Genomic DNA, 21,892 nt, shown 5'->3' on the forward strand with positions numbered 1-21,892 from the left:
CGGATTGATAAACGACAGCTGGTTTCAGAATCCGCCTGTGGATTATCGCGTGCAGCCGTTCTGGTTCTGGAATGGGGATATGGAAGAAAGCGAGATTCTAAGACAGATAGAAGAAATGAAAGAGAAGGGCGTAGGCGGATTCTTCATCTGCGCCCGGCAGGGCATGACGATTCCGTATTTGTCCCGTGTCTGGTTCGACCGGGTGAAATTCGCTGTGGAGGCGGCCAGGCAAGCGGGCCTGAACGTCTGGCTTTATGACGAATACCCGTATCCCAGCGGCATTGCCGGAGGTGAAGTAACGCTGGAGCATCCGGAGACGGTGCAGCGCATGCTGTCGCGAACGGCACAGGAGGCGGATGCGGGCGAGCATGTCGAGCTGAATTTGCCATGGGGCAAGGTGCTGACAGCCAAGGCGGTTCCCCTCTCCGGAAACGGCGCCCGGGAATGGGGGCAGGCGGTGGACATTGCGCCGTGGATCGGCAGCTTTCAGGACGAGACTGTGTTTCAGCAGACGGGATTGACCAAGCACAGCCATAAGCGCTATTTTACTTATCATACAGTTAAGCGGCTGGACTATAGATTGCCGGAGCATGGCGAGAAGTGGGAGATCATTGTCATTGTCGAGCAGGAGGTAGAAGACTTTAAATATTACGGAACCTTTGTTGACCCGCTGCACCCCAAGGCCGTCGATACGTTCATGCGGTTGACGCATGAGCGGTACACGCAGGAGCTGGGCCAATATTTCGGAGATACCGTGAAAGGGATGTTCACCGATGAAGTCGGCCTGCGGGCCGGCAAAATTCCGTGGTCTCCGCTCATTGCGCCTTTCTTCGAGGAGCGGTGCGGATATAGCCTGCTGGACCGGCTTCCCTGCCTCTTCGAAGATGCCGGGCCCGATACGGCGAAGGTCCGCTATGATTTTTATCAATGCATTCATATGATGCTCCGGGACAACTTTCACAAGAAGGTCGCCGAATGGTGCGATGAGTATCGGATGGAATATATCGCTGAGGTACCCGGCGTCCGGATGACCACGCAGCTGTACAGCCATATTCCGGGCGGCGACAGCGCTCATGAGAAGCTCGGCAAGCCGCTGTCGGCCATTATGGAAAGCTACGCGCACAGCCTGAGGCATAATCCGAAGATGGGCAGCTCGCTGGCCCGCCAGCTTGGCAGAAAACGGGCGCTCATTGAATGCTTCCACAGCATCGGCTGGACGATGACCCTGCAGGATGCGCGCTGGATGATTGACTGGATGGCCGCCATGGGCACAAATATGTTTAATTTTCATGCGTTCTTCTATTCGATCGACGGGCTCCGCAAGCATGACGCGGCTCCCTCGCAGTTCGATCAGAATCCGTATTGGAAGCATTTCCGGCAGCTGGGCGATTATATTGGCCGCATCAGCTACATCATGAGCGAGGGCAGCGCCAAGATCGACATTGCGGTGCTGGATCCAACGACCTCGTTATGGACGAAAATGGGCAATCCGTTCCACCAGTTCGGCTTTGCCGGAACGGACCCGCAGGACAAGCAGCGGCTGGAGCGAATGAAGTCGGATTGGATTTCCATTCAAACCGCCCTGCTGAACAACCAGCGCGACTACGATACGCTCGACCCGGAAATGCTGATGCAGGCTGAGATTGCGGATGGTTCACTGAACATCGGCGCAGGCCGGTACAAGGCGCTGATTATTCCGCCGGTATCCAATCTGGAGGCTGCCGCCTGGGAACGGATTCAATCATTCGCCGATCAGGGCGGAATTGTTATCAGCGTCGGGCTGCTTCCCTATGAGCAGATAGAGGCTCATAGCGTAGCCGTTGAAGGGGCTGCGGCACTGTTTCACGCCCAGGCAGAGGATCCCGCGCATTATTGGCATGGCCTGCTGCCGGATGAAGCGGCGCCACAGGCTTGGAGGAAAGGCGAGAAGGAAGCCTATTTCGTCCCGCATGGTCCGGCTTCCTCAAATTCGTCACGTCCTGCCGGGGTTGACGGCATAACATCACTGCTGCATCTGCTGGACCAAACACTTCCGCGCGCTGTTGAACTCAGCTCGGAGGATGGTCGAACCGGCTGTCTGCTGCTCCAGCACAGACAGCTTGAAGGGCAAAACGACATTATATTTATCGCCAATCACGAGGGTACGGAGAAAAAGGTGCACATCCGGCTCGCGGAATCTCATTTTGGCTCCCGTCCGAAGTGGCTGTACCGGAACCTGGAGACTGGCGAAATCCGTCCGCTGCCATCGGAATCCGGAGCCGGCGGCAGCATGGCGTTATTGACATTCGCGCCGTATCAGTCGCATCTGATTGAAATCGTTCGGGTTCAGGACGAAACTGCCGTGCAACCGGGCGGCCAAGCCGACATTATCAGTCAGCTTGACGGCAGGCAGCAGACGGCTCCCCATATTCAAGTCGAAGCCGACACCGACTGGGAATTCGAGCTGGCGCAGCCGAATCTGTTAAGGCTGGGGCAGCTTCAAATGTCGCTGGACATGAAGGATGAGGGGTTAGATCAGGGGTGGCAGTTGAATCACAGCTCCCTGCCGGGAGCAGAGTGGCTGGATGTGGAGGCCAAGCCGTGGATTAACCAATGCGCCGATCATAAAGAGGTTCTCCGGCATGCCTTGGGCTTCAACAGCCGCTCGTTCGGGACGCCATATCAAGTGACGGTCGCCTATCCGGTCGTTTGCTGGTACAGAATCATTTTCGATGCCGACCGGATACCGGAATGGTGTGAATTGACGATGGACCGCGAAGCCATCGCAGGCGAATACCGCCTGTTCGTCAACGGCATCGAGTGGGACGGCGGGCAGCCTGAATTGATCAATGGAACCAATACGATCATGATCAGAATGGTGATCGGGCATGCGCATGACGGCGTTGTCGATCCGCTTTATTTGCGCGGTAAGTTTGGCGTTTGCTTCACGGCGGAGCAGCGTCCCGTGATCACCGCCCTGCCGTTAGCCGGCAATCCGAATCGTCCCGTGCCGGATGGATCTCCCTACTATTCGGGAACGCTGGTATTCCGACGCCAGATTGCCGTGCAGGATGAAGCGGCCCGGTCAGAGACATTCGAGCTGTCGTTTACAGGATTAAGCGAGCATTTCCATGATTGTGCGGAGGTGATCTTGAACGGGCATTCGTTGGGAGTTCGCCCATGGACGCCGTATGTATGGAAGGGATCTGGACAATGGTGGAAGCCTGGAGAGAACCTGCTTGAGCTGCGGGTGGACAATGCGCTGGGTCTCAGGCTGGACGGCTCTTATTTTGACTATGACAGCCATCAGGTGAAGGAATCTGCCCGGTTTGGCTCTGAAGTGAATCCCGAGGAGGCGCAGCAATGAAAGTAACGAATGTGATTTGCTATTTTGCCAAAGGTCTGTTCTATGTGAAGGTGGAGACGGACGAAGGCGTTTCGGGCTTTGGGGAATGCAGCCCCATGCAGGTTGATGCGGTGCTGTCGATTATTCAGACCGTCATTAAGCCTCAACTCATCGGCCATGATGTGTTCGAAACAGAGAAGCTGGAAGAGATTATTCTAAGAAAAAATTATAAAATCTCCGGGCAGCTGCTTGCCATGGCGTACAGCGGCATCGAGATTGCTTTATGGGATGCCAGAGCGCGGTTCCTGAAGCAGCCTTTGTATAATTTGCTGGGCGGCAAATACCGCGTGGAAGTTCCGCTGTACGGCTCCAGCATGAGCCGGGACCTCAGTCCGGACGAGGAAGCCGAGAAGCTGCTCGAAGGCATCGAACGCTTTCAATTCAAGGCGGTCAAGATCAAAACAGGACCGCGCATGGGCTCGGGACTGCCGGTCGACCTGAACCGGGACGCCTTGAAGGTCAAGACCGTGAGGGAAGTGATCGGCCCCGACTGCCGCCTGATGGTGGACGGCAACAGCTCGTATACGTATATCCAGGCTGTGCAATTTTATGAAAAAATAAGCCAATATCATTTGCATCATTATGAGGAGCCATGCCCCTATTATGACCTTGATACGTATATCAAGCTGTGCCAGACGCTGCCGGTTCCGATTCATGTAGGGGAGCAGGACTGGAATATTTTCACGTTCCGCGATTTTATCGCCAAGGGTGCCTGCCACCTGTATGCGGCAGACCCGATCAAATGCGGCGGCATCGCACAGGCGAAGCGCGCTGCGACATTATGCCGGGCCTTCGGCATCCATTATGTGCCGCACAATACGACCAAGGGAGTGGGTTTTGCCGCAGCGCTCCATTTGGCGGCCAGTACGCCGGAATGCACCAGCTATTATGAATATTCGATCGAGAAGGATACGGTTAGAGAGCAGTTCGCGCCTTCTGAGTTCGTAGTTGCGGACGGGTTCATCCAAATCCCCGACGGAGACGGGCTTGGCATTCAGCCGGACGAGGAGAAAATGAACCGGCTGTTGACCCGCGTATAGCGTATAAGCCGGGCCAACCGGTGCAGAATATAAGGGAAGCTTGGAATTGCCTTCATAATCAAGCATGGAATCCTGAAATAAACACTGGAAATCAGAGCATGAGAATTCATCTGCTCTGATTTCTTTTTATTTTATCTGTCCAATCGACAAACTGACCTTGTAGTTGCCATACTGCAGCAGCTCGTCGAGAAAGGAGGTGAGCTCAAGCGACGTGCGGACGCGAACCCGCATCCAGTAGCAGCCTTCGCCGCTGACGCGATGCATTTCAGCGACCATCTCATGCTGCTTGGCGAATGATTGAAAGGATTGATGGGCTGTGGTTGATATCATAAACACAGTAATAAAGGCATGAACCGCCAGCCCGATCTTGTCCGGATTCCAGATTAGCGTATAGCCTTCAATAACCCCCATATCCTGCAGCTTCCGTATTCGGGCGCCGACTGCTTGTCCGGTCATATGGACGATTTGTCCGACCTCTTTATGCGAGCGGGCGGAGTCTTCCAGCAGGCACTGCAGAATTAGAAGATCGACATCATCAATGGTTGCATTGTTCATCGCCATAAGACTCCTTTCAATATGAAAACAGATACCGATTTTTCATTTCATCCATCTGTATAGAGATAGTTCAACTTATTCTATAATTGTAACAGGAACTGAATACGAAAGATAAGAGGTGGACCGAACATGAAGCTGCAGTTGATCCGTAATGCAACGCTGTATCTGGAATACGCTGGTGTGAGCTTCCTATTTGATCCGATGTTCAGCGATATGGGAGCCAAGCCTCCGGTCATTAATACGACGAACGATAGGCGCAACCCGCTTGTTCCGCTGCCTGTTCCAATCGGGGAAGTGTCTGCACCGGATGCCGTCATCGTGACTCATTTGCATCCCGACCACTGGGACGACGCAGCAATAACGGCACTGGATAAATCGGTTCCGGTTTTTTGCCAGCCGGGAGATGACGCCGCAGGCTTCGACTCGGTATCGGCAATTGATACGAAGCTGGAATACAAGGGAATCACGATCCGCCGAACCAGCGGCAGGCATGGCACAGGCGAGATCGGCGAAAAGATGGGCCATGTATCGGGTTATGTTCTTCAGGCAGCAGGAGAGCCAGTTGTCTACATCGCAGGCGATACGATCTGGTGCGAAGATGTCAAGGAAGCACTGGACGCCTATCGGCCCGATGTGACTGTCGTCAATGCAGGCGGGGCGCGGTTCGCAGTGGGCGACCCTATCATTATGGATGCGGACGATGTGGTAAGCTTATGCCGGTATGCAGCCTATACGAGAGTAGTGGCGGTACACATGGAGGCGATTAATCATTGCCTGGTGACAAGACAGGATTTGCGAAGCCGGCTGGCAGTTGAAGAATTGCTTGATCGGGTTATCATTCCGCAGGATGGCGGCTGGGTATGACGGCAGATAAGGCTGCTGGTACAAAGCTCTGCTGTCGTATTCGGCGTCTATGATCAACACGCTGCGGGAAAGCAGACCGGGTTTGCCAGGATGATCTCTGACTGAACAGAAATGTATATTTATGCACTCAATGAATGGTCAGACAACAAGCCACCGTTCAAATTATTATACGGTGGCTTGGATTAATTCAGGTTTCATTCACAGACGGTTGAAGCACTCTTGCCAGGCTGCGGCTTAAAATTTGAATCATTTGATCAATTTCTTGTCCCGTTACAATTAATGGTGGCATTAACCGAACCGTATCGGGGTTTGGAGCATTAATCAATAATCCTTCATGAAGACAATCTTGAACCAATTCTTTGCCTACCGGCTGCGGCAGGTCAAAAGCCATAAGCAGGCCCTTTCCCCGTATATGGGACAGCTGAAATTTGCCTTGTATTTGCTCCAGCGCCTGGAGCGAGTACAGCCCTTGAATCCGAGCGTTATTTGAAAGATCCAATCGAATGACTTCATTCACGACTGCTTGTCCCACACTCATAGCCAGCGGTTGTCCGCTGTAAGTCCCTCCCTGGTCGCCGGGATCAAAGATATTATATTTGTCCTTGGTTAACATGGCGGAAAGCGGGAATCCGCCTCCGATTCCCTTCCCCAGAGTCATAATATCCGCTTCTATTCCGTAATGCTGATAGGCAAACATCTTTCCTGTCCTGCCCATTCCCGTTTGAATCTCATCAAAAATCAATAAAATCCCTTTCTCGTCGCAGAGCTGACGCAGTTGATATAAATAATCCTGCTCAGCGGCATGTACTCCGCCTTCTCCCTGAACGAGCTCCAGCATAATCGCACATGTCTTATGATCTATCGAGGACTCGCATGCAAGAATATCGTTTAGCGGCATATGCTTAAATCCGGGAACTCTTGGCGCAAATAAATCTTTCCATTTCTCCTTCCCGGTTGCGGACATGGTTGCAAGTGTACGGCCATGGAAGCTGTTCGTGAGCGTTATGATTTCATTGGCACCGTTTAAAAAGGCAGCACCATATTTCCTGGCCAGCTTAATTGCGCTTTCGTTGGCTTCCGATCCGCTGCTGGCGAAAAATACTTTGTCGTAGCAGGTGATTTCCGTCAACCTTTTAGCGAGTTCAATCATGGGTCTGTTATAGTAGGCAGGACTGGCCGTAATCAAAGCAGATGCTTGTTTATTCAATGCCTGTTTAACCGCATCTGGTGAATGCCCCAAGCTTGCTGCCGCCCATCCTCCTACAAAATCCAGGTATCTCTTACCCTCAGTGTCCCATATGTACATTCCTTCTCCACGATCCATAACGATATCAGGCCGATCAGCAGTAAATAATACGGAGTTCACTGCGTCTTTCAAAAGTTCTGCTTTTTCCAAGCCCATCAACCCCACCACCCCAATGCATAATTATTCAATATTAATGAATTATTATACATTTGAGTGATAATAAATGCAATATGGAATCAGAATAATGATTTACATATGCTGAGCATCCTTTCTTATGATGGATATTTGACATAGCACCTGACCGCATTTGTTCCACTTATATCTCAACCTGCATTATTCTTGTTCACAATGAACGATACTCTCGTCCCACGGCCAGGACCGCTGCTGATTTGAAGCCCTTTTCCAAAATGCCGTTTTAACCGCAGATCCGTATTTAGCAGACCGACTCCCGATCTGGTGTCTGTTTTGCTATCCGGCATACGTTTAAGCAAGCCCTCATCCATCCCGACACCATCGTCCTCAACCGATATCTCCGCATAAGTTTCATTGTTCGTGACCCGGATCGTAATCGTTCCCCCTTGGGCACGGTTCATGACGCCGTGTTTTATTGAATTTTCAACCAGGGGCTGGATCGTAAGCTGCGGGATTGTTAATTCTTCGCATTCGTCTATCTCCCAAATGACATGAAGCCGATCGTCAAATCGCTCCTGTTCAATGAACAGATAAGACCGCACAATATTTAACTCATCTTCTATAGGGGATAGCTCGTCAATATTTTTAAGCTTATATTTATCCCTCAGAAAATTGCTGAATGCCTCAAGCAGATTGCGCATCCGGTCCATATCGATTTCGCTTAATGCCGCAATGGCATTTAAGGTGTTAAACAGGAAATGGGGCTGGATTTGCGCCTGAAGCCAGGACGCTTCCATCCGCAGCCGCTCGCGTACAGATTGCTTCACGTCCGTCAGCGCTCTGACCCGCGACCGTAATTCCAGCGCATCCACCGGCTTGGTCACATAATCGTTGGCGCCCGATTGAAATCCGATCTCGATATCCCCGGGCTGGCTTCTCGCCGTAAGCAGCAGTATGGGAAGTTCTGTGATCGTGAATCGGTTGCGGATGGTGCGCGACAGCTCATAACCCGACATCTGGGGCATCATGACGTCCGAAATGATCAAGTCCCATTCCCAGAAGTCCAATGCAGCCAGCGCTTGTCTGCCGCTCGTCACCGTCATCATGTCATATTTCTCCAATGAGAGAATCGTCTCGATTACTTTAAGGTTGACGGGATCGTCGTCGACGACTAATATTCGGGGGCGGTCTGCAGGCAGCTGCGGCTGCTGTCCTGAAGCCGGATCAAGCTGTTCTGAAGCAGCGGCCAGAGCTGATTTTGCCAAAGCGACCGTGTCGGGAATTCCGCTCACGGTTTCCTCGAGCAAGGCATCCGGTTCGGCCAGCTGCAGGGTGAAAACGAATTCCGACCCTTGGCCGGGAACGGAGACGACCTGCAGCGTTCCCTCATGCAGCTCCACCAATTGTTTGCTGATGCTGAGGCCGAGACCAAACCCTCCCTCAATCATCGTTGGGCTGCGATCACCCTGCTCATAAGGCTCGAACACGCGTCGCATAGTTTCGTGGTCCATGCCGCTGCCCGTATCCGCTACTGCAATATGCGCCTTCCCGTCCTTCACATACCCCCGGATCGAAACCTCGCCTTCATTCGTAAATTTAATCGCGTTGTGAAGCAAATTGAATACGATTTGAATAACCCGGTTTTCATCGGCAAAGACCTGCGGGAAATTGTCGGGAATCCGATCCTTCAGCCGCACCGGCTTACCTTCCGTCATATGGTGAAGCATGTCCAATATGCCGGTTGCAATGGTTTGAATGGAGAACCTTTGGAGCTGCAGCCGCGGTATGTTTTCCTTCAATTTCGCCGCATCAAGCAGATCATTGAGCATAAATGACATGCGGCGGCCCACTGACAACAAGACCTCCAGATCCTTGATGCTTTTTTCATTCAATGAATATCGCTCTCTTTCCAGGACGGCTTGCGACATGTTGAGTATGCCGTGCAGCGGATTACGCAGCTCATGCGACGTATTGGCAAGGAATTCATCCTTCAGCTCATCCGCTTTTTGAAGCTTTGCCGCCAGCCTCCTGGTTTCGAAATGAATTTGAAAATATTGCTTGAACCAGACAGACGCAAAACAGGTCGTCGATACAATCAGATCAAACGGATAATAGACGACTTTAATTCCGCTGGCCATCATAATGCCCCACCATGAAAAGTTGCTCGTGAAGGCAATAAGAGAGAGCAGCAATAGGACATTGTCCTTGAAATCCTTCCTGGAAGCCCGGAGCATCGATACGATCGTTAATATAATGGAAATCCCTACGATCGAGGCGTATAAAGGCTGTATCGTCACCACATAATGGGCAGGCAGCAGCAGCGCTAATAATGCGGAAACCCCGCAAAGAAGCGCATAACCCGGAGCAATTCCAGACCAAAAGGAAGGCGGCAGCCGGGACACGCTTTGCAGCAGAGAGTAAGCGACACCGGTCATGGACAAATGAACCAGCTTAAATCCCCATTCGTAATTGATCGGAAGCCAGTAATGTAATAATTTCTCATCGGTCCCAAGAAGATTCATAAGCGTGGCACTGACAATGAGCATAGAAAAATAAAGCAGTCTTTTCTCCCTGGTTCCGACCACGAATAAAATAATCGCATAGATGGCATGCATTAAAAATACGACGGAGACCAATTGCTGCATAGCCATGGACAGCTGTGTCTCCCGGTCAATCGCTTCTTCCGTCCCGAATTTCATCGACCGGACAATACCGCTGGGACGGGGATCCTTAAAGTTGGCCGCCTGGACGACAACCTCAATGAGATTGTTGCCGTTCACTGTGAAGGAGGAGGAGTAGGGAACGTTCCGCGCAGTGTACGCCTTCTCATTTTCCCCCGGCTCTCCCGACTTGGCCAGCAGCCGGCCGTTTACATACAATGCCGACGAGCTGCGGACGCTTGGAACGCGAATGCTGAAGTTGATATCGTTATCCGGATTGACCAGAATCCGCAAACGATAAGAGCCGTAACCGTACGGAGTGTTGTCTCCCGGCTTTAAGGAAGCATCCCAATTACCCGGTACCTGAATATATTGAGACTTCCTAACAGGCTTGACCCTTTCATTATCATCATTGATCAGCCATTCACCAGGATAAAACTCCCATTGGCCATCCAGCGTAATCGTACGGCTTTCCGCAGCATTCCAATCCCGTAAATCCACAAATCCATTCACGGCATAGGGTTGATCGATACCATGGAACGACACAATCCAGAGTACGCGCGAACCGGTTAGAACGATTAAAAACAGGCTGGCAATAATAAAAATTTTCCGGTTCCCAATCTTATGCAGAATATGTGACAAAATAGCCTGTCTCCTCAGCTCAAACTTCATAAAAGGGAAAAGATTGCAGTTATCACAATTAATATGGAAAGTATACCCTAAGCAAACGGCCTAGTTCAATTAAATTAAATACGATGAAAAAGCAGCCAAACGGCCCATAAGAAGGCTGCTGACCGATCATTGAGAAGTAGTTCGGGAGGCTTTTCAAATGCATATGAAAAAGGGACCCGAATGGCTCGCGTCCCCTGATCATCCCAATATATCCAAGCATATGCCTGACCCTTACAGAACGGTTGTATACGTGAAATGATACCTTCCCGAGCCCAAAGTGAGCGCAATTCCGCTCTCTGTCCGCTCGATGGAATGAATGCCATCCCCTTCAGCGACAGCCTTCCCGTTCTCTTGAAGCCCAGCTCCAGCAGCATGGGGCAGTTGAACGGAAGCGGTCGTATTAGGCGGAATCGTCACCTGAACCTCCATTGCAGAGCCTTCGCCCACGCTCCACCCGGACTCGACAAGACCATACATCGTCTCAAGGCTTGCCTTGGCCCAGCTCAGTCCTTCTCCAGGATGCGGGTCGATCCGGATATGCTTATAACCCGGCGCCGCCTCGTCCGTATCAATACCTGCCACGCAGCGGTACAGCCAATCGCCAATGGCGCCGTAAGCGTAATGGTTGAAGGAGTTCATATCCTTGCTCCAGAAGCCGCCGTCCTCCCTGATCCCGTCCCAATGCTCCCAAATCGTGGTCGCCCCTTTGGTAACCTGATAGAGCCAGGAAGGATAATCGGTCTGAAACAGCAGCTTGTAGGCCGCGTCATTGCTGCCGATCTGACTGAGCACCAGGTTTAAATACGGGGTGCCGACAAAGCCGGTCGTCAGATGGTGCTTGCTTTCCTCCAGCAGCTCCAGCAGCTTTTTCGCCGCTCTTTCCTTGGCCGGACCCTCCACAAGACCGAACATCAGCGCCAGCACATGAGCGGTTTGGGTCGGGACCGACAATCTGCCGGAAGGTGTGATGAACTCATGCCGGAAAGCTTTCAGAACCTGTTCATGCACATTTGTATAGTACGAGACGTCCTCTTCCTTCTGGAGCACCGCTGCAGTTTTCACGAATAGGGAAGTGGAGTAGGCGTAGAAGGCAGTCGCGATAAGGTCCCGGTCAGTCGCTCCGATATAGGAGCCGGGTTTGGAATCCAGGCCAAGCCAGTCGCCAAAATGGAAGCCGGTATTCCACAGGAATTCCTGCTCTCCTTGTGCGTGCATATAGTCTATCCAGGCTTTCATGCTCTCATATTGCTGCTCCAGAATCTGTTTGTCCCCGTAGCACTGGTAGATGACCCAGGGACAAATGACCGCCGCATCTCCCCAAGCCGCCGAGGAGTGGCTGTTATCGTCAAGCACATGCGGAATAACAAAAGGAACACCGCCATTGTCAAGCTGATCGGTCGCCAGATCCTTCAGCCATTTGCCGAAGAATGGGGCCACGTTCATCAAATGGGCGGAGGTGCGGATGAACATCTGCGCATCCCCGGTCCAGCCGAGCCGCTCATCACGCTGCGGGCAGTCTGTGGGAACATCGAGGAAATTGCCTTTCTGGCCCCACAAAATATTATGCTGCAGCTGATTGATCAGCGGGTCCGAGCACTCGAAATCCCCTGTAACCTCCATATCCGAATGCAGCACAACGCCGGTGAAATCCGCAAGCTTGACCGGCTCGCTGAATCCTGTCAGCTTCACGTAGCGAAAGCCCTGGAAAGTGAAATGCGGCTCAAAGGTTTCGTGTCCCTGCCCTTTCAAAATATAGCGGATCGCCTGCTTGGCGCTGCGCAGATTCTCCGTATAGAAGTTGCCTTCCTGATCCAGCACCTCGGCATGCTGCAGGCTGACCTCATGGCCTTCTTGGCCAGTCACGGTGAAACGGACCCAACCGACCATGTTTTGCCCCATATCGATAACGGTTTCACCCGCGGGCGTTGTGATCAGGGCATTTGGCTGCAGCTCCTCGATTTTACGGACCGGAACATTCTCCTGGGCGACCAGGATGTCTTTGGTGTGCCGCAGCACCTCTGCCTGCTCCCAATCGCCGTCATTATAAGCAGCTGTGCTCCAGCCGGCTTTCTCCAGCCTCGCGTCATAGGTTTCTCCATGGTAGATTTCAGACAGCAGAACCGGACTCCCGGATACCTTCCACTGCGCATCCGATACGATAATGTCCTCGGTGCCGTCATCGTACCGGATATGCAGCTGCAGAAGCAGCGCTGTCCGGTCGCCATATATATTTTTGTGATCGACCCATCCCAGATTCCCTTTATACCAACCATTTCCCAGCATGGCGCCAACGGCATTGCCACCCTCCGCCAACAGGTCCGTTACCTCGTAGGTCTGATACTGAAGCCGCTCATTGTAGCTGGTCCATCCCGGCGTAAAATAATCCTCTCCCACTCTGACTCCGTTCAGGTTTATTTCATAGATTCCCAGGCTCGTAGCGTAGATTCGGGCGCTCTTCACCTTGGCCTTCACACTGAATGTGCGTCGGAGCAGGGGGGACTGCTCCGAATCCGGAGGGAAGGAGGCAAGCGGCGCACTGACCCAATCGGCCTGCCATCCGGCCGGCTCCAGCAGCCCCGTTTCCCAGTAAGCGATTTCAGACCAGGGAGAAGCTTGTTCTTGTTTGTCCCATACCCGGATATGATAGTAGTAGCGCTGAGCGGCTTCAACATTCAATTTCGATAGAGCAACATGAGTGGACTGATCCGATTGAACCTTCCCTGAATCCCAGAGCACGGCGCTCAAATCCGCTTCCAGGGAAACTTGAATCTGATAAGCCGACTGCTCCCACGACCTCGTATCGGATTGAACTTGCCAGCTGATTCTCGGCTTCCGGATGTCAAGGCCGATGGGATTCTCCCGGTATTCACAACGAAGCTTCGTAACCATTGTCATAACGCATCCTCACCTTTCCAACATATAATGTCCATTTTCACTCTGCATACCCCCTATTATAAGGATTGAATTCTTTATTTTTATGCGGTATAAAGGACAATATGTAGAGGTAATCACGACATTTTGGGAAATGGTGGTGGGACATGGAGCAGGTCAGACAAACGTTTAAAGCGGAATCGTTTTTCAGCAATCTGCTTCTTTACGTCAACCGGGCGGTAGAGGACTTCACTCTGCCCCTGCATTCGCATGAGTTTATTGAGCTGGCTTATGTAGCCGAGGGCAAAGGGTTTCATTATATTGAAGACGATGTGCAGCGGATTCATCGGGGCCAGCTGCATGTGATTCCCATCGGAACATCGCATGTGTTTCGTCCTTCCTCTACCAATGCCCTGCAGGACCCGTTAATTGTCTACAATTGCATTTTTACGAAGCAGCTTGTTGACAATCTGATTCCGCTGGTATTCGACGGTCCTATTGCTGTTTATCTTGAAGGACTCAAAGAAGAAACCCTTCCTTACCACGCCGTATTCGATACGGATGATGAGATTGGAAAGCTGTTTCTTTCTTTGTACAAGGAGTATTCACTGCCTCGGAGCGGCTCCACGACGTATTTGAACACGCTGCTGCAGCAGCTGATTGTAACGATCTACCGGCTGCATACGGAAACAAGCCGCACCGCTCCCGGAAGTCCCGCCCGTTTTCTTCAGCTATTAAGCTATCTGGAGCAGAATTATGCGGAGAAAATAACATTATCCCATTTGACCGAACGGTTCCAATGGAGCGAACGTCATTTGCAGCGGCTGTTCAAGCAGCATACAGGGCAAAGCTTTAATTATTATTTGCAAAGCCTGCGGATTCAAAAAAGCTGTGAGCAGCTTAGAAGCACGCAGCAGAAAATAAGCAGAATAGCCGAAGCAGTCGGATACAAGGATCTGAATTCCTTCATGGTCCTTTTCCGCAGGATGGTTGGCGAGACCCCCGGCGCCTACCGCCGGCAGTTCAGAGAATAACGGACGGTTCGCATCGCATAACTGCAGCTGAATCTGCCGGTCCTGTTTTAAAGCCTGCAGCATAGGGGCAGAACTATAGAGGGCAAAAAAGCTGCCAACATTTGCCTGCATCTTCAAGAAACCGGCTATTGCTGCACAAGGGAGAACATAATGGAAGGAAACTTTGTTTTTGTTTTGCTGGAGTTGATCTTGATCAATGTGGTGCTCAGCGGCGACAACGCGGTTGTGATCGCCCTGGCAAGCCGCAATTTGCCTGCCGAACAGCAGAAAAAAGCCGTGTTCTGGGGCAGTATGGGAGCCATCGGCCTGAGGATCGTATTGACATTCGCCGCCGTATGGCTGCTTCGCATTCCGTTCGTTCAGGCGCTTGGAGGACTCCTGCTGTTGTTTATTGCCGTGAAGCTGCTGAAGCAGGAAGAAGAGACGGAAAACATTCAATCGAGCTCACGCCTGTCGGGCGCCGTCAAAACGATCATTGTGGCCGATCTCGTCATGAGTCTGGACAATGTACTGGCCATGGCAGGCGCGGCTGGCGGGAATCTCCTGCTTATCGTCATTGGTCTGGCAATCAGCATTCCCCTGATTATTTGGGCAAGCCAGCTGCTGATGCGCTTGATGAAGCGATTTCCCATCATTGTCGTGCTGGGTGCGGCACTGCTTGGCTACACCGCAGGCGAGATGATTCTGGATGATAAAGGCGTCAGCGCCTTTATTGAGTCGACGCTTCCCTGGACGAATCATCTGCTTCCAATCGTGCTGGCGATTGCGGTCGTTGCCGTAGGCCATCTGATCAATCGGACCCACAATAAACGGGCGGAAGCGAAAGCCGCCCGCTGAGAACTTCAGGCTTGAGAATCGGAAGGGGAAACACCTCGCTTAAGGGGTGTTTCTTCTTTTTTGCCGTCCCTTTGCATAAGCTTGGATAGAAAAGGCGGACGAAGGTGCAAAAAGGGGGCGCTAAAGTTATGCCGAAGTGGGGAAGACGGGGCTGGCACAGCAGCGGCAAACGCCGGAACGGCAAACCCCGCAGCCGCAGGAGGCTGTGGCTGCTCATCATGCTTATTGTATTTCTGTTTATTTTCCAGCTGTTTATATTCGTAGAGCGCAATCTGCAGGGACCGCTGATGACGGTCGCCAAGGTCAGGGTCAAGCAGGTGGCTACGCAGGCAATTAACAAAGCCATCACCGACCAGGTCGCAAGCCAAGGCGATGTCGAGAAGCTGATTGAATGGAAAACCAATAATAGCGGTAAAATATCCGGGTTTATGCTGAATTATGCGGAGCATATGCGGATTACCTCCCAGACCGCCGACCGCGTGCAGGGCATGCTGAATGAAATTAAAGACATCCCGGAGAAGATTCCTGTCGGCCAGGCGCTCGGCAGTGCGATCATTGCCTCCTACGGTCCCCGCGTTCCGGTGAAATTCGAGCCGGCTGGAGCGGTCAAGGTGGATCTGGAGACCAGACAGCAGGATGCCGGAATCAATATGATTCTGGTTGAAGTTTATATGCGCATCGTGGCAGAGGTGTCGATCATCATTCCCTTCGATACTCAACCTGAGCTTGTGGAGACGGAAATTCCCATTTCCTATCTGCTCGTGGTAGGCGATGTGCCCATGTATTACTATGATAACAAGGGCAATCCTGTCGGGGATTCGGCGTCAGGAGCTCCCAGCATCTCACTGCCCATGCAGGAAGGCCAGGACGGCGTCACCACGACGAGCCCGAGAAACAGCGGCGGGACGGACAATGAACAGCAGCTGCCGGATACCTCGACTGATTATTTGAACGAATCCGATAATGACTGGTCGACGAATGACGGCAGTTGAAAAATAGATACAGGAAAAGGCGCTTGTCATCAAGGACAGGCGCCTTTTCCTGAAATAACCGGCTTCTTCCTTTTAGAAGGGAAATGTCAGGCTCCGTTAGATCTTACAATAAATATGCGGCAGGAGAGTTTTTTACGCAGCGAAATTAATGGTTGCTTTGCTTCAGCTGCCTACGCTCGCTGTTTTCCCATTGCCGCAGCAGCGGGTAGGGGTCGAAGGACCATTCGATCAGACCGCTGTCCCGGTAAACGCCATAATGCAGATGCGGCGGGAATTTTCCCTGCGTTCCCGGCTTGCCGTAGCCGGAGCTTCCGACGAAGCCCACCAGCTGCCCGGGCTTTACGATGCTGCCGACCCGCAAGTTTTTTTCATAGCCCGACAGATGCGCGTAATAATGATAATTGTTGTTCAAATCGCGGATGCCGAGCCTCCAGCCGCCATAGGGATTCCAGCCTTTAATTTCAACAATGCCGTAGCAGGTGCTTCGCACATTGATTCCATAATTGGCGAAGATATCGGTCCCTTCATGAATGCGGAAGCCGCCCCAGCTTCTGCTTGTTCCCCAGGTACCGCGATAAGAGTAGTTGGTTCCGATAGGAAGCGGAAAGGCATGCTCGAAGAGCTCCAGACGGCCGAAATGTGCATACAACGCGGAGAATTGGCGGACCCTCTGGACAGCCCGGGTATTGTGGTAATATTGCCAGGCGCCAATGGCGAAGTCCTCTTCCGACGGCCCGAAGTGCGTAAAATGGTCGGCTACTGAATACAGCAGGTCGGTGTCGCTGGTCCGCTTCGCGAGACCGTCGCCATCCCCATCCCTGCCGATGCCGCTGAACCAGCGGATAGAAGCGGGAAGCTGATCCTCCGTGTCAGGATTCAGCTCGCCTGTCCATCCGGGCTCCGTGACGAATACACTGACAAACTCTCCAAGCTGTTTTCTTGTTTTCGGACGGACTTTGGTGATGGTCCGCTCATACTGATCAACGGCTGCAAGCCGGTACCAGGGAATGCCGGTCAGGCTGCTTATTTGCAGATACAGCGCCTTCCGCTGCTCGAACTCATTTTCCTTCCTGGGCGGTTCGGCGGGCTTCTCCTGCGCTGTTGCAATGGAGCCAAATGATTGCAGCATACCCATCATGCATATCAGGAGCAAGATGGGACAAAGTAAAAACCGTTTCATGGATCCCCTCCTCCTCAGACGGAAATGGCCAAATGGACTGTAGTTATCATTTGCAAATCATTGGTTTTTATCCGAAACGTGCTATAATAAGACGCAGGAGACTACAGAAAGCAGGTATGCTTCAATGAAGACAAAAGAGAAGAACGCTGTGCCAAAGCCGGACTGGCTGCGGATAAAATTAACAACAGGCGGCAACTATGCCGAGATTAAAGATATGATGCGTTCCAAGACACTGCATAGCGTCTGTGAAGAAGCCCGATGTCCGAACATCTATGAGTGCTGGGCCAACCGGACTGCAACTTTTATGATATTAGGCGATATTTGCACGCGTGCGTGCCGTTTTTGTGCTGTTAAGACAGGCCTTCCGACCGAGCTTGATCTACAGGAGCCGGAACGTGTGGCGGAAGCCGCGGAGCAGATGGGACTGCGCCACTGTGTGGTCACCTCTGTAGCCCGCGATGATTTGGCGGATGGCGGAGCGATGATATTCGCCGAGACCGTCAAAGCGGTCCGCAACCGCATGCCGCTATGCAGCGTGGAAGTGCTGATTCCCGATTTTCTAGGCAACGAGGCCGCGCTGCAAACCGTAATGGATGTGAAGCCGGATATCCTCAATCATAATATCGAAACCGTTGAGCGTCTCTCGGACCGCGTTCGCGCCAAAGCGAAATATGCCCGTTCCCTGGAGCTGCTCAAGCGTGCCAAAGCCATGCAGCCCGGGATCCCGACCAAATCAAGCATTATGCTTGGACTTGGCGAGGAATGGGATGAAATCCTCCAGACGATGGATGATCTTCGCGCGGCTAATGTGGATATACTGACATTGGGACAATACCTGCAGCCGACACCCAATCATCTGGCGGTGGAACGTTATGTGCACCCGGACGAGTTTACCAAGCTGAAGGAAGAGGGGCTGCGCCGCGGATTCAGCCATGTGGAATCTGCTCCTCTGGTGCGGAGCTCCTATCATGCCCATGAGCAGGTGCAATCGGCAACGGAGGCAAGAACAGCAACATTGTGAGAAGGAGTGGGGAGCACCCTTGATGCATATCAATGGCAGAGCCTATGAATTGATTCACGAGAACAAGGACGGCTGGAACCCCGAAGCATTTCGTGAACGTTTCAGCGAGGTGCTGGAGCGCTACGATTATGTTATCGGAGACTGGGGCTATAATCAGCTTCGTCTGAAGGGCTTTTTTCGGGATAATCATCCTAAAGCAACAAGAGACAGCGCGTTCTCAAGTATGCTTGATTATATTAATGAATACTGCAATTTCGGCTGCGCTTATTTTGTCCTGCAGAGGCATCCCGGCGTCAAGCGCCAGGGTGAGGACGGCAGCGAGCTCGATGCCGAGACGGATAACGCAGAACTGTTTGAGGGTATTGAAGATGCCTATGAGCTTTCTATACAGGCCAGTGACGTAATCCAAGGTGAAGAAACCGGTCAGGAGCAGGCACGGACGACTCCACGGATCGTCAGAGAGCATCAAAGACGTGAATACCATCCCAAGCATCTTCGCAAGGATTCGCCCAAGGATGTCGAGAAAGAACCGGTTAAGGAAAACCGCAAGCCGTTTAACAAGGATAAAGACCGCGACAGGGACGGCGGGCGCCAGCAGTCGGCAATTCAGCAGGAGGAGCGGCCTAATAATGGCGAGCGCGAACGCAGCGGCCGGCATCGCAAGCCTCATTTTACCGCGCCTAAAGCACCTGTAGCGGCAGCAGCAGAAATCCAGACGCATTCAAAGCAGAATCAGGGAAATCGTCAGAAGGATTCCGGACCAAAAGCTTAAGATCTGCCAGGCTTTGTGCCGAACCCATCAAAACTCAAAAACCGCGTATCCGGTTTACTTTCCGTATACGCGGTTTTTCTTTGCGAAAATTTACGATAAAAAAATTTGATTTCTATGAAAAATGAGTTACAATATTAAAGTAAGTTAGTGAAAAAATATTACCAACAAAAAGGAGATTCAAACACATGGCTAAAGATTTCTATCAAGCAGTCAAAGAAAGACGTACATTCTACGGGCTTTCAAAAGAATCCGTTTTATCCGATGACCGCATTCAAGAGCTCGTTTCCGAGGCTGTTAAACATACGCCATCATCCTTCAATTCCCAAAGCTCGCGCGTTGTTGTCCTGCTCGGAGAGCAGCATGACAAGCTGTGGAATCTGACTAAAGAAGAGCTTCGCAAAATTGTTCCGGCTGAGCAGTTCGCTTCCACTGAAGAACGGATCAACGGATTCTACAACGGATACGGAACTGTCCTGTTCTTCGAAGACGAGAATGTGGTCAAAGGACTTCAAGAGCAGTTTGCTTCTTATAAAGATAACTTCCCGATCTGGTCCCATCATGCGTCCGGCATGCTTCAGCTGGTGGTATGGACAGGTCTGGTGAATGAAGGACTCGGCGCATCCCTGCAGCACTACAATCCGTTGATTGATGCAGCTGTGCAGCAGGAATGGGATGTACCGGCAAGCTGGAAGCTTGTTGCCCAAATGCCGTTTGGCAATCCTACAGCAGTTCCTGGCGACAAACAATTCAGCCCCATTGAAGACCGCATGAAAGTGTTCAAATAATATAATCCGCAATATCCTTTGCAAAATCAAAAGAGTACAGCTGAGCCTTCTTCAGGCTTGCTGTACTCTTTTTGATCGTTCATGAATAACAGCTCTCAATTAATCTTATAAATGCTGGACATTGTACAGCCGCGCATAGGCGCTGTCTCTGTTCATTAATTCCTCATGATTGCCTTGCTCGACGATTGACCCGTGCTCAATGACGACGATCGTATCCGCATGGGTAATCGTCGACAGGCGATGCGCCACGATCAGCGTTGTGCGATTCCGCGCTAGTACCGCGAGCGATTCCTGGATCGCATGCTCGGATTCCAGATCCAGCGCGGAGGTTGCTTCGTCCAGAACCAGAATAGCCGGATCCTTGAGAAATACCCGGGCAATGGCAATCCGCTGCTTCTGGCCTCCGGAGAGCTTCACGCCCCGTTCGCCGATTTCCGTGTCATAGCCAGCAGGAAGCGCAGTAATAAACTCATGGGCATTGGCTCTGTGCGCCGCCTCAATGATAGCTTCTTCGGAAGCTGCGGGATCGCCAAGCCGTATATTATCCCTCACCGAGCCGCTGAACAGAATATTATCCTGCAGCACCATGCCGATATGGGATCGCAGGCTTTGCTGCCTAAAGGCTTGAATATCGCGACCGTCAACCGTAATTTGCCCTTCCTGGATATCATAAAACCTTGCAAGCAGGCTGACCAGAGACGATTTGCCGCCGCCGCTCATCCCGACCAGCGCCACGGTATGGCCCTGTGGAATTGTGAGATTGATATGCTGCAGCACCCATTCGCCGGTATCCAGGTAGCGGAAGGATACATCGCGGAATTCGATATCTCCACGCACCTTCTTGAGCTCGATGGCATCCGGCGCATCTTTGATCTCAGGCTCCTCGTTCAGCAGCTCCATGACCCGCTCCAGCGAAGCGGAGGCTTGCGTAAGCTCGGTGGATGAATTGACCAGCCTTCGCAGAGGGCCGTACAGCCTGTCCAGATACCCGTAGAACGCGACGAACTCGCCAAGGGTAAGCTGCTTCTTGATGACCAGATAACCGCCGCAGGCAAGAACCAGGAGCGGAGCGATCTCGGTCAGAGTATTGGTGATGGATTGTGTCAGAGCGTTCCAGCGGGTCAAGGCAAACGCCCGTTCGAGAAAGCTCCGGTTGCGGACTTGAAACTGCTCCTGCTCATGAGCCTCGAGAGTGAAGCTTTTCACCACCGGAATCCCGTTGACATGCTCATTAAGATAGCCCTGCATCTCGGCCAGTGACTGGGATCTGGAACGCGAATAAGCCTGCAGCCGTTTGTAAAGCTTCTTGACCGCATAAGCGTATAGAGGCAGGATGGCGATGGCTACAAAGGTGAGCGGCACATTCATATTGAACATGATGACCACCGCAATGACCAGCGTGAACATGTCGAGCCAGATGTTCATCAGGCCGGTTTCAACCAAGGACTTGGTCTGCTCGGCGTCGTTCATGACCCGGGATATGATCTCGCCGGATTTGCGGTTTTGATAGAAGCGAATGGAGAGCAGCTGCAGGTGGGAATACAGCTTGTTGCGCAGATCGAATAAAACACGGCTTGTGGTGAACTGCGCGAAATATTGCCTGAAGTATTCAATGGGGTAGCGGACGATGACAAACAGCACAAAAGCCAGTCCAATAACGCGCGCCAATTTATCCAGTTTCTCGCTGGCGGGCAGCGTTGCGGTGAGGATCTCGTCCACCACGTATTTGATAAAAAGCGGCATCGTCAGCGGAATGGCGAATTTCATAATGCCGATGATCAGTGTGAACGCGACCAGCCAGCGGTATGGCTTTACAAATTGCAAATAAGATCGGAAAAGCTTCATA

General features: G+C 52.0%; 14 protein-coding genes and 1 pseudogene. 9 read left to right on the plus strand and 6 right to left on the minus strand.

Annotation, left to right across the window (positions count from 1 at the left end; translation table 11 throughout):
• The first annotated feature begins 4 nt into the window (after positions 1-4).
• Together AC0YNV_RS13010 and AC0YNV_RS13015 are read left to right on the plus strand one after the other, a co-directional pair.
• Entirely contained in the window at positions 5-3,346 is a 3,342-nt protein-coding gene (locus AC0YNV_RS13010; protein WP_475768491.1) for a glycosyl hydrolase, read from the plus strand.
• The gene (locus AC0YNV_RS13015; RefSeq protein WP_475768492.1) at positions 3,343-4,425 is read left to right on the plus strand and encodes a mandelate racemase/muconate lactonizing enzyme family protein; all 1,083 of its coding nucleotides are present in this window, start codon (positions 3,343-3,345) and stop codon (positions 4,423-4,425) included. Before AC0YNV_RS13010 ends, AC0YNV_RS13015 begins: the two co-directional genes overlap by 4 nt.
• A 126-nt stretch (positions 4,426-4,551) precedes the next feature.
• Here the strand turns inward: AC0YNV_RS13015 and AC0YNV_RS13020 are convergent, their stop codons facing one another.
• Positions 4,552-4,980: an Lrp/AsnC family transcriptional regulator gene (locus AC0YNV_RS13020; RefSeq protein WP_475768493.1), complete on the minus strand. Its 429-nt coding sequence runs from the start codon at positions 4,978-4,980 to the stop codon at positions 4,552-4,554.
• A gap of 129 nt (positions 4,981-5,109) precedes the next feature.
• On the opposite strand from AC0YNV_RS13020, the gene AC0YNV_RS13025 reads away from it, so the two are divergent.
• Complete coding sequence (locus AC0YNV_RS13025; protein WP_475768494.1) at positions 5,110-5,844, plus strand: MBL fold metallo-hydrolase; 735 nt, start codon at positions 5,110-5,112, stop codon at positions 5,842-5,844.
• Positions 5,845-6,031: 187 nt separating this feature from the next.
• Here the strand turns inward: AC0YNV_RS13025 and AC0YNV_RS13030 are convergent, their stop codons facing one another.
• The 3 genes from AC0YNV_RS13030 to AC0YNV_RS13040 form a co-directional block, all read right to left on the minus strand.
• A complete protein-coding gene (locus AC0YNV_RS13030) occupies positions 6,032-7,246 on the minus strand; it encodes an aspartate aminotransferase family protein (RefSeq protein ID WP_475768495.1) in 1,215 nt (404 codons plus the stop codon).
• A 167-nt stretch (positions 7,247-7,413) separates the two neighbouring features.
• Positions 7,414-10,524, minus strand: a complete 3,111-nt coding sequence (locus AC0YNV_RS13035) for a hybrid sensor histidine kinase/response regulator (protein WP_475768496.1) — start codon at positions 10,522-10,524, stop codon at positions 7,414-7,416.
• 261 nt (positions 10,525-10,785) lie between these two features.
• The gene (locus tag AC0YNV_RS13040; RefSeq protein WP_475768497.1) at positions 10,786-13,449 is read right to left on the minus strand and encodes a family 78 glycoside hydrolase catalytic domain; all 2,664 of its coding nucleotides are present in this window, start codon (positions 13,447-13,449) and stop codon (positions 10,786-10,788) included.
• Positions 13,450-13,592: 143 nt separating this feature from the next.
• Between AC0YNV_RS13040 and AC0YNV_RS13045 the strand changes: the two genes are divergently transcribed.
• The 3 genes from AC0YNV_RS13045 (at position 13,593) to yunB (ending at position 16,288) form a co-directional block, all read left to right on the plus strand.
• The gene (locus tag AC0YNV_RS13045) at positions 13,593-14,459 is read left to right on the plus strand and encodes a helix-turn-helix domain-containing protein (RefSeq protein WP_475768498.1); all 867 of its coding nucleotides are present in this window, start codon (positions 13,593-13,595) and stop codon (positions 14,457-14,459) included.
• Positions 14,460-14,609: 150 nt separating this feature from the next.
• Positions 14,610-15,296 carry a TerC family protein gene (locus AC0YNV_RS13050; RefSeq protein ID WP_475768499.1) on the plus strand — a complete coding sequence of 229 codons (687 nt, stop codon included), beginning with the start codon at positions 14,610-14,612 and terminating at the stop codon, positions 15,294-15,296.
• 128 nt (positions 15,297-15,424) lie between these two features.
• The gene (gene yunB / locus AC0YNV_RS13055; protein ID WP_475768500.1) at positions 15,425-16,288 is read left to right on the plus strand and encodes a sporulation protein YunB; all 864 of its coding nucleotides are present in this window, start codon (positions 15,425-15,427) and stop codon (positions 16,286-16,288) included.
• Between the two features lie 145 nt (positions 16,289-16,433).
• Here yunB and AC0YNV_RS13060 read toward each other — a convergent pair whose 3' ends face one another.
• Positions 16,434-17,468, minus strand: coding sequence for a M23 family metallopeptidase (locus AC0YNV_RS13060; RefSeq protein ID WP_475768501.1), 1,035 nt, complete (start codon positions 17,466-17,468; stop codon positions 16,434-16,436).
• Positions 17,469-17,535: 67 nt separating this feature from the next.
• Between AC0YNV_RS13060 and lipA the strand changes: the two are divergent.
• The 3 genes and pseudogenes from lipA to AC0YNV_RS13075 form a co-directional block, all read left to right on the plus strand.
• Positions 17,536-18,489 (plus strand): annotated as a pseudogene (gene lipA / locus AC0YNV_RS13065) (lipoyl synthase); the annotation flags it as partial.
• Between the two features lie 22 nt (positions 18,490-18,511).
• The gene (locus AC0YNV_RS13070; RefSeq protein ID WP_475768919.1) at positions 18,512-19,261 is read left to right on the plus strand and encodes a YutD family protein; all 750 of its coding nucleotides are present in this window, start codon (positions 18,512-18,514) and stop codon (positions 19,259-19,261) included.
• Positions 19,262-19,446: 185 nt separating this feature from the next.
• Positions 19,447-20,046 (plus strand): nitroreductase family protein, encoded by a 600-nt coding sequence (locus AC0YNV_RS13075; protein ID WP_210038177.1) that lies wholly within the window; start codon positions 19,447-19,449, stop codon positions 20,044-20,046.
• A 105-nt stretch (positions 20,047-20,151) separates the two neighbouring features.
• Here AC0YNV_RS13075 and AC0YNV_RS13080 read toward each other — a convergent pair whose 3' ends face one another.
• Positions 20,152-21,891, minus strand: a complete 1,740-nt coding sequence (locus AC0YNV_RS13080; RefSeq protein WP_210038178.1) for an ABC transporter ATP-binding protein — start codon at positions 21,889-21,891, stop codon at positions 20,152-20,154.
• Position 21,892 lies beyond the last annotated feature (1 nt).

It is taken from the genome of Paenibacillus sp. JT31N11, assembly GCF_056269285.1.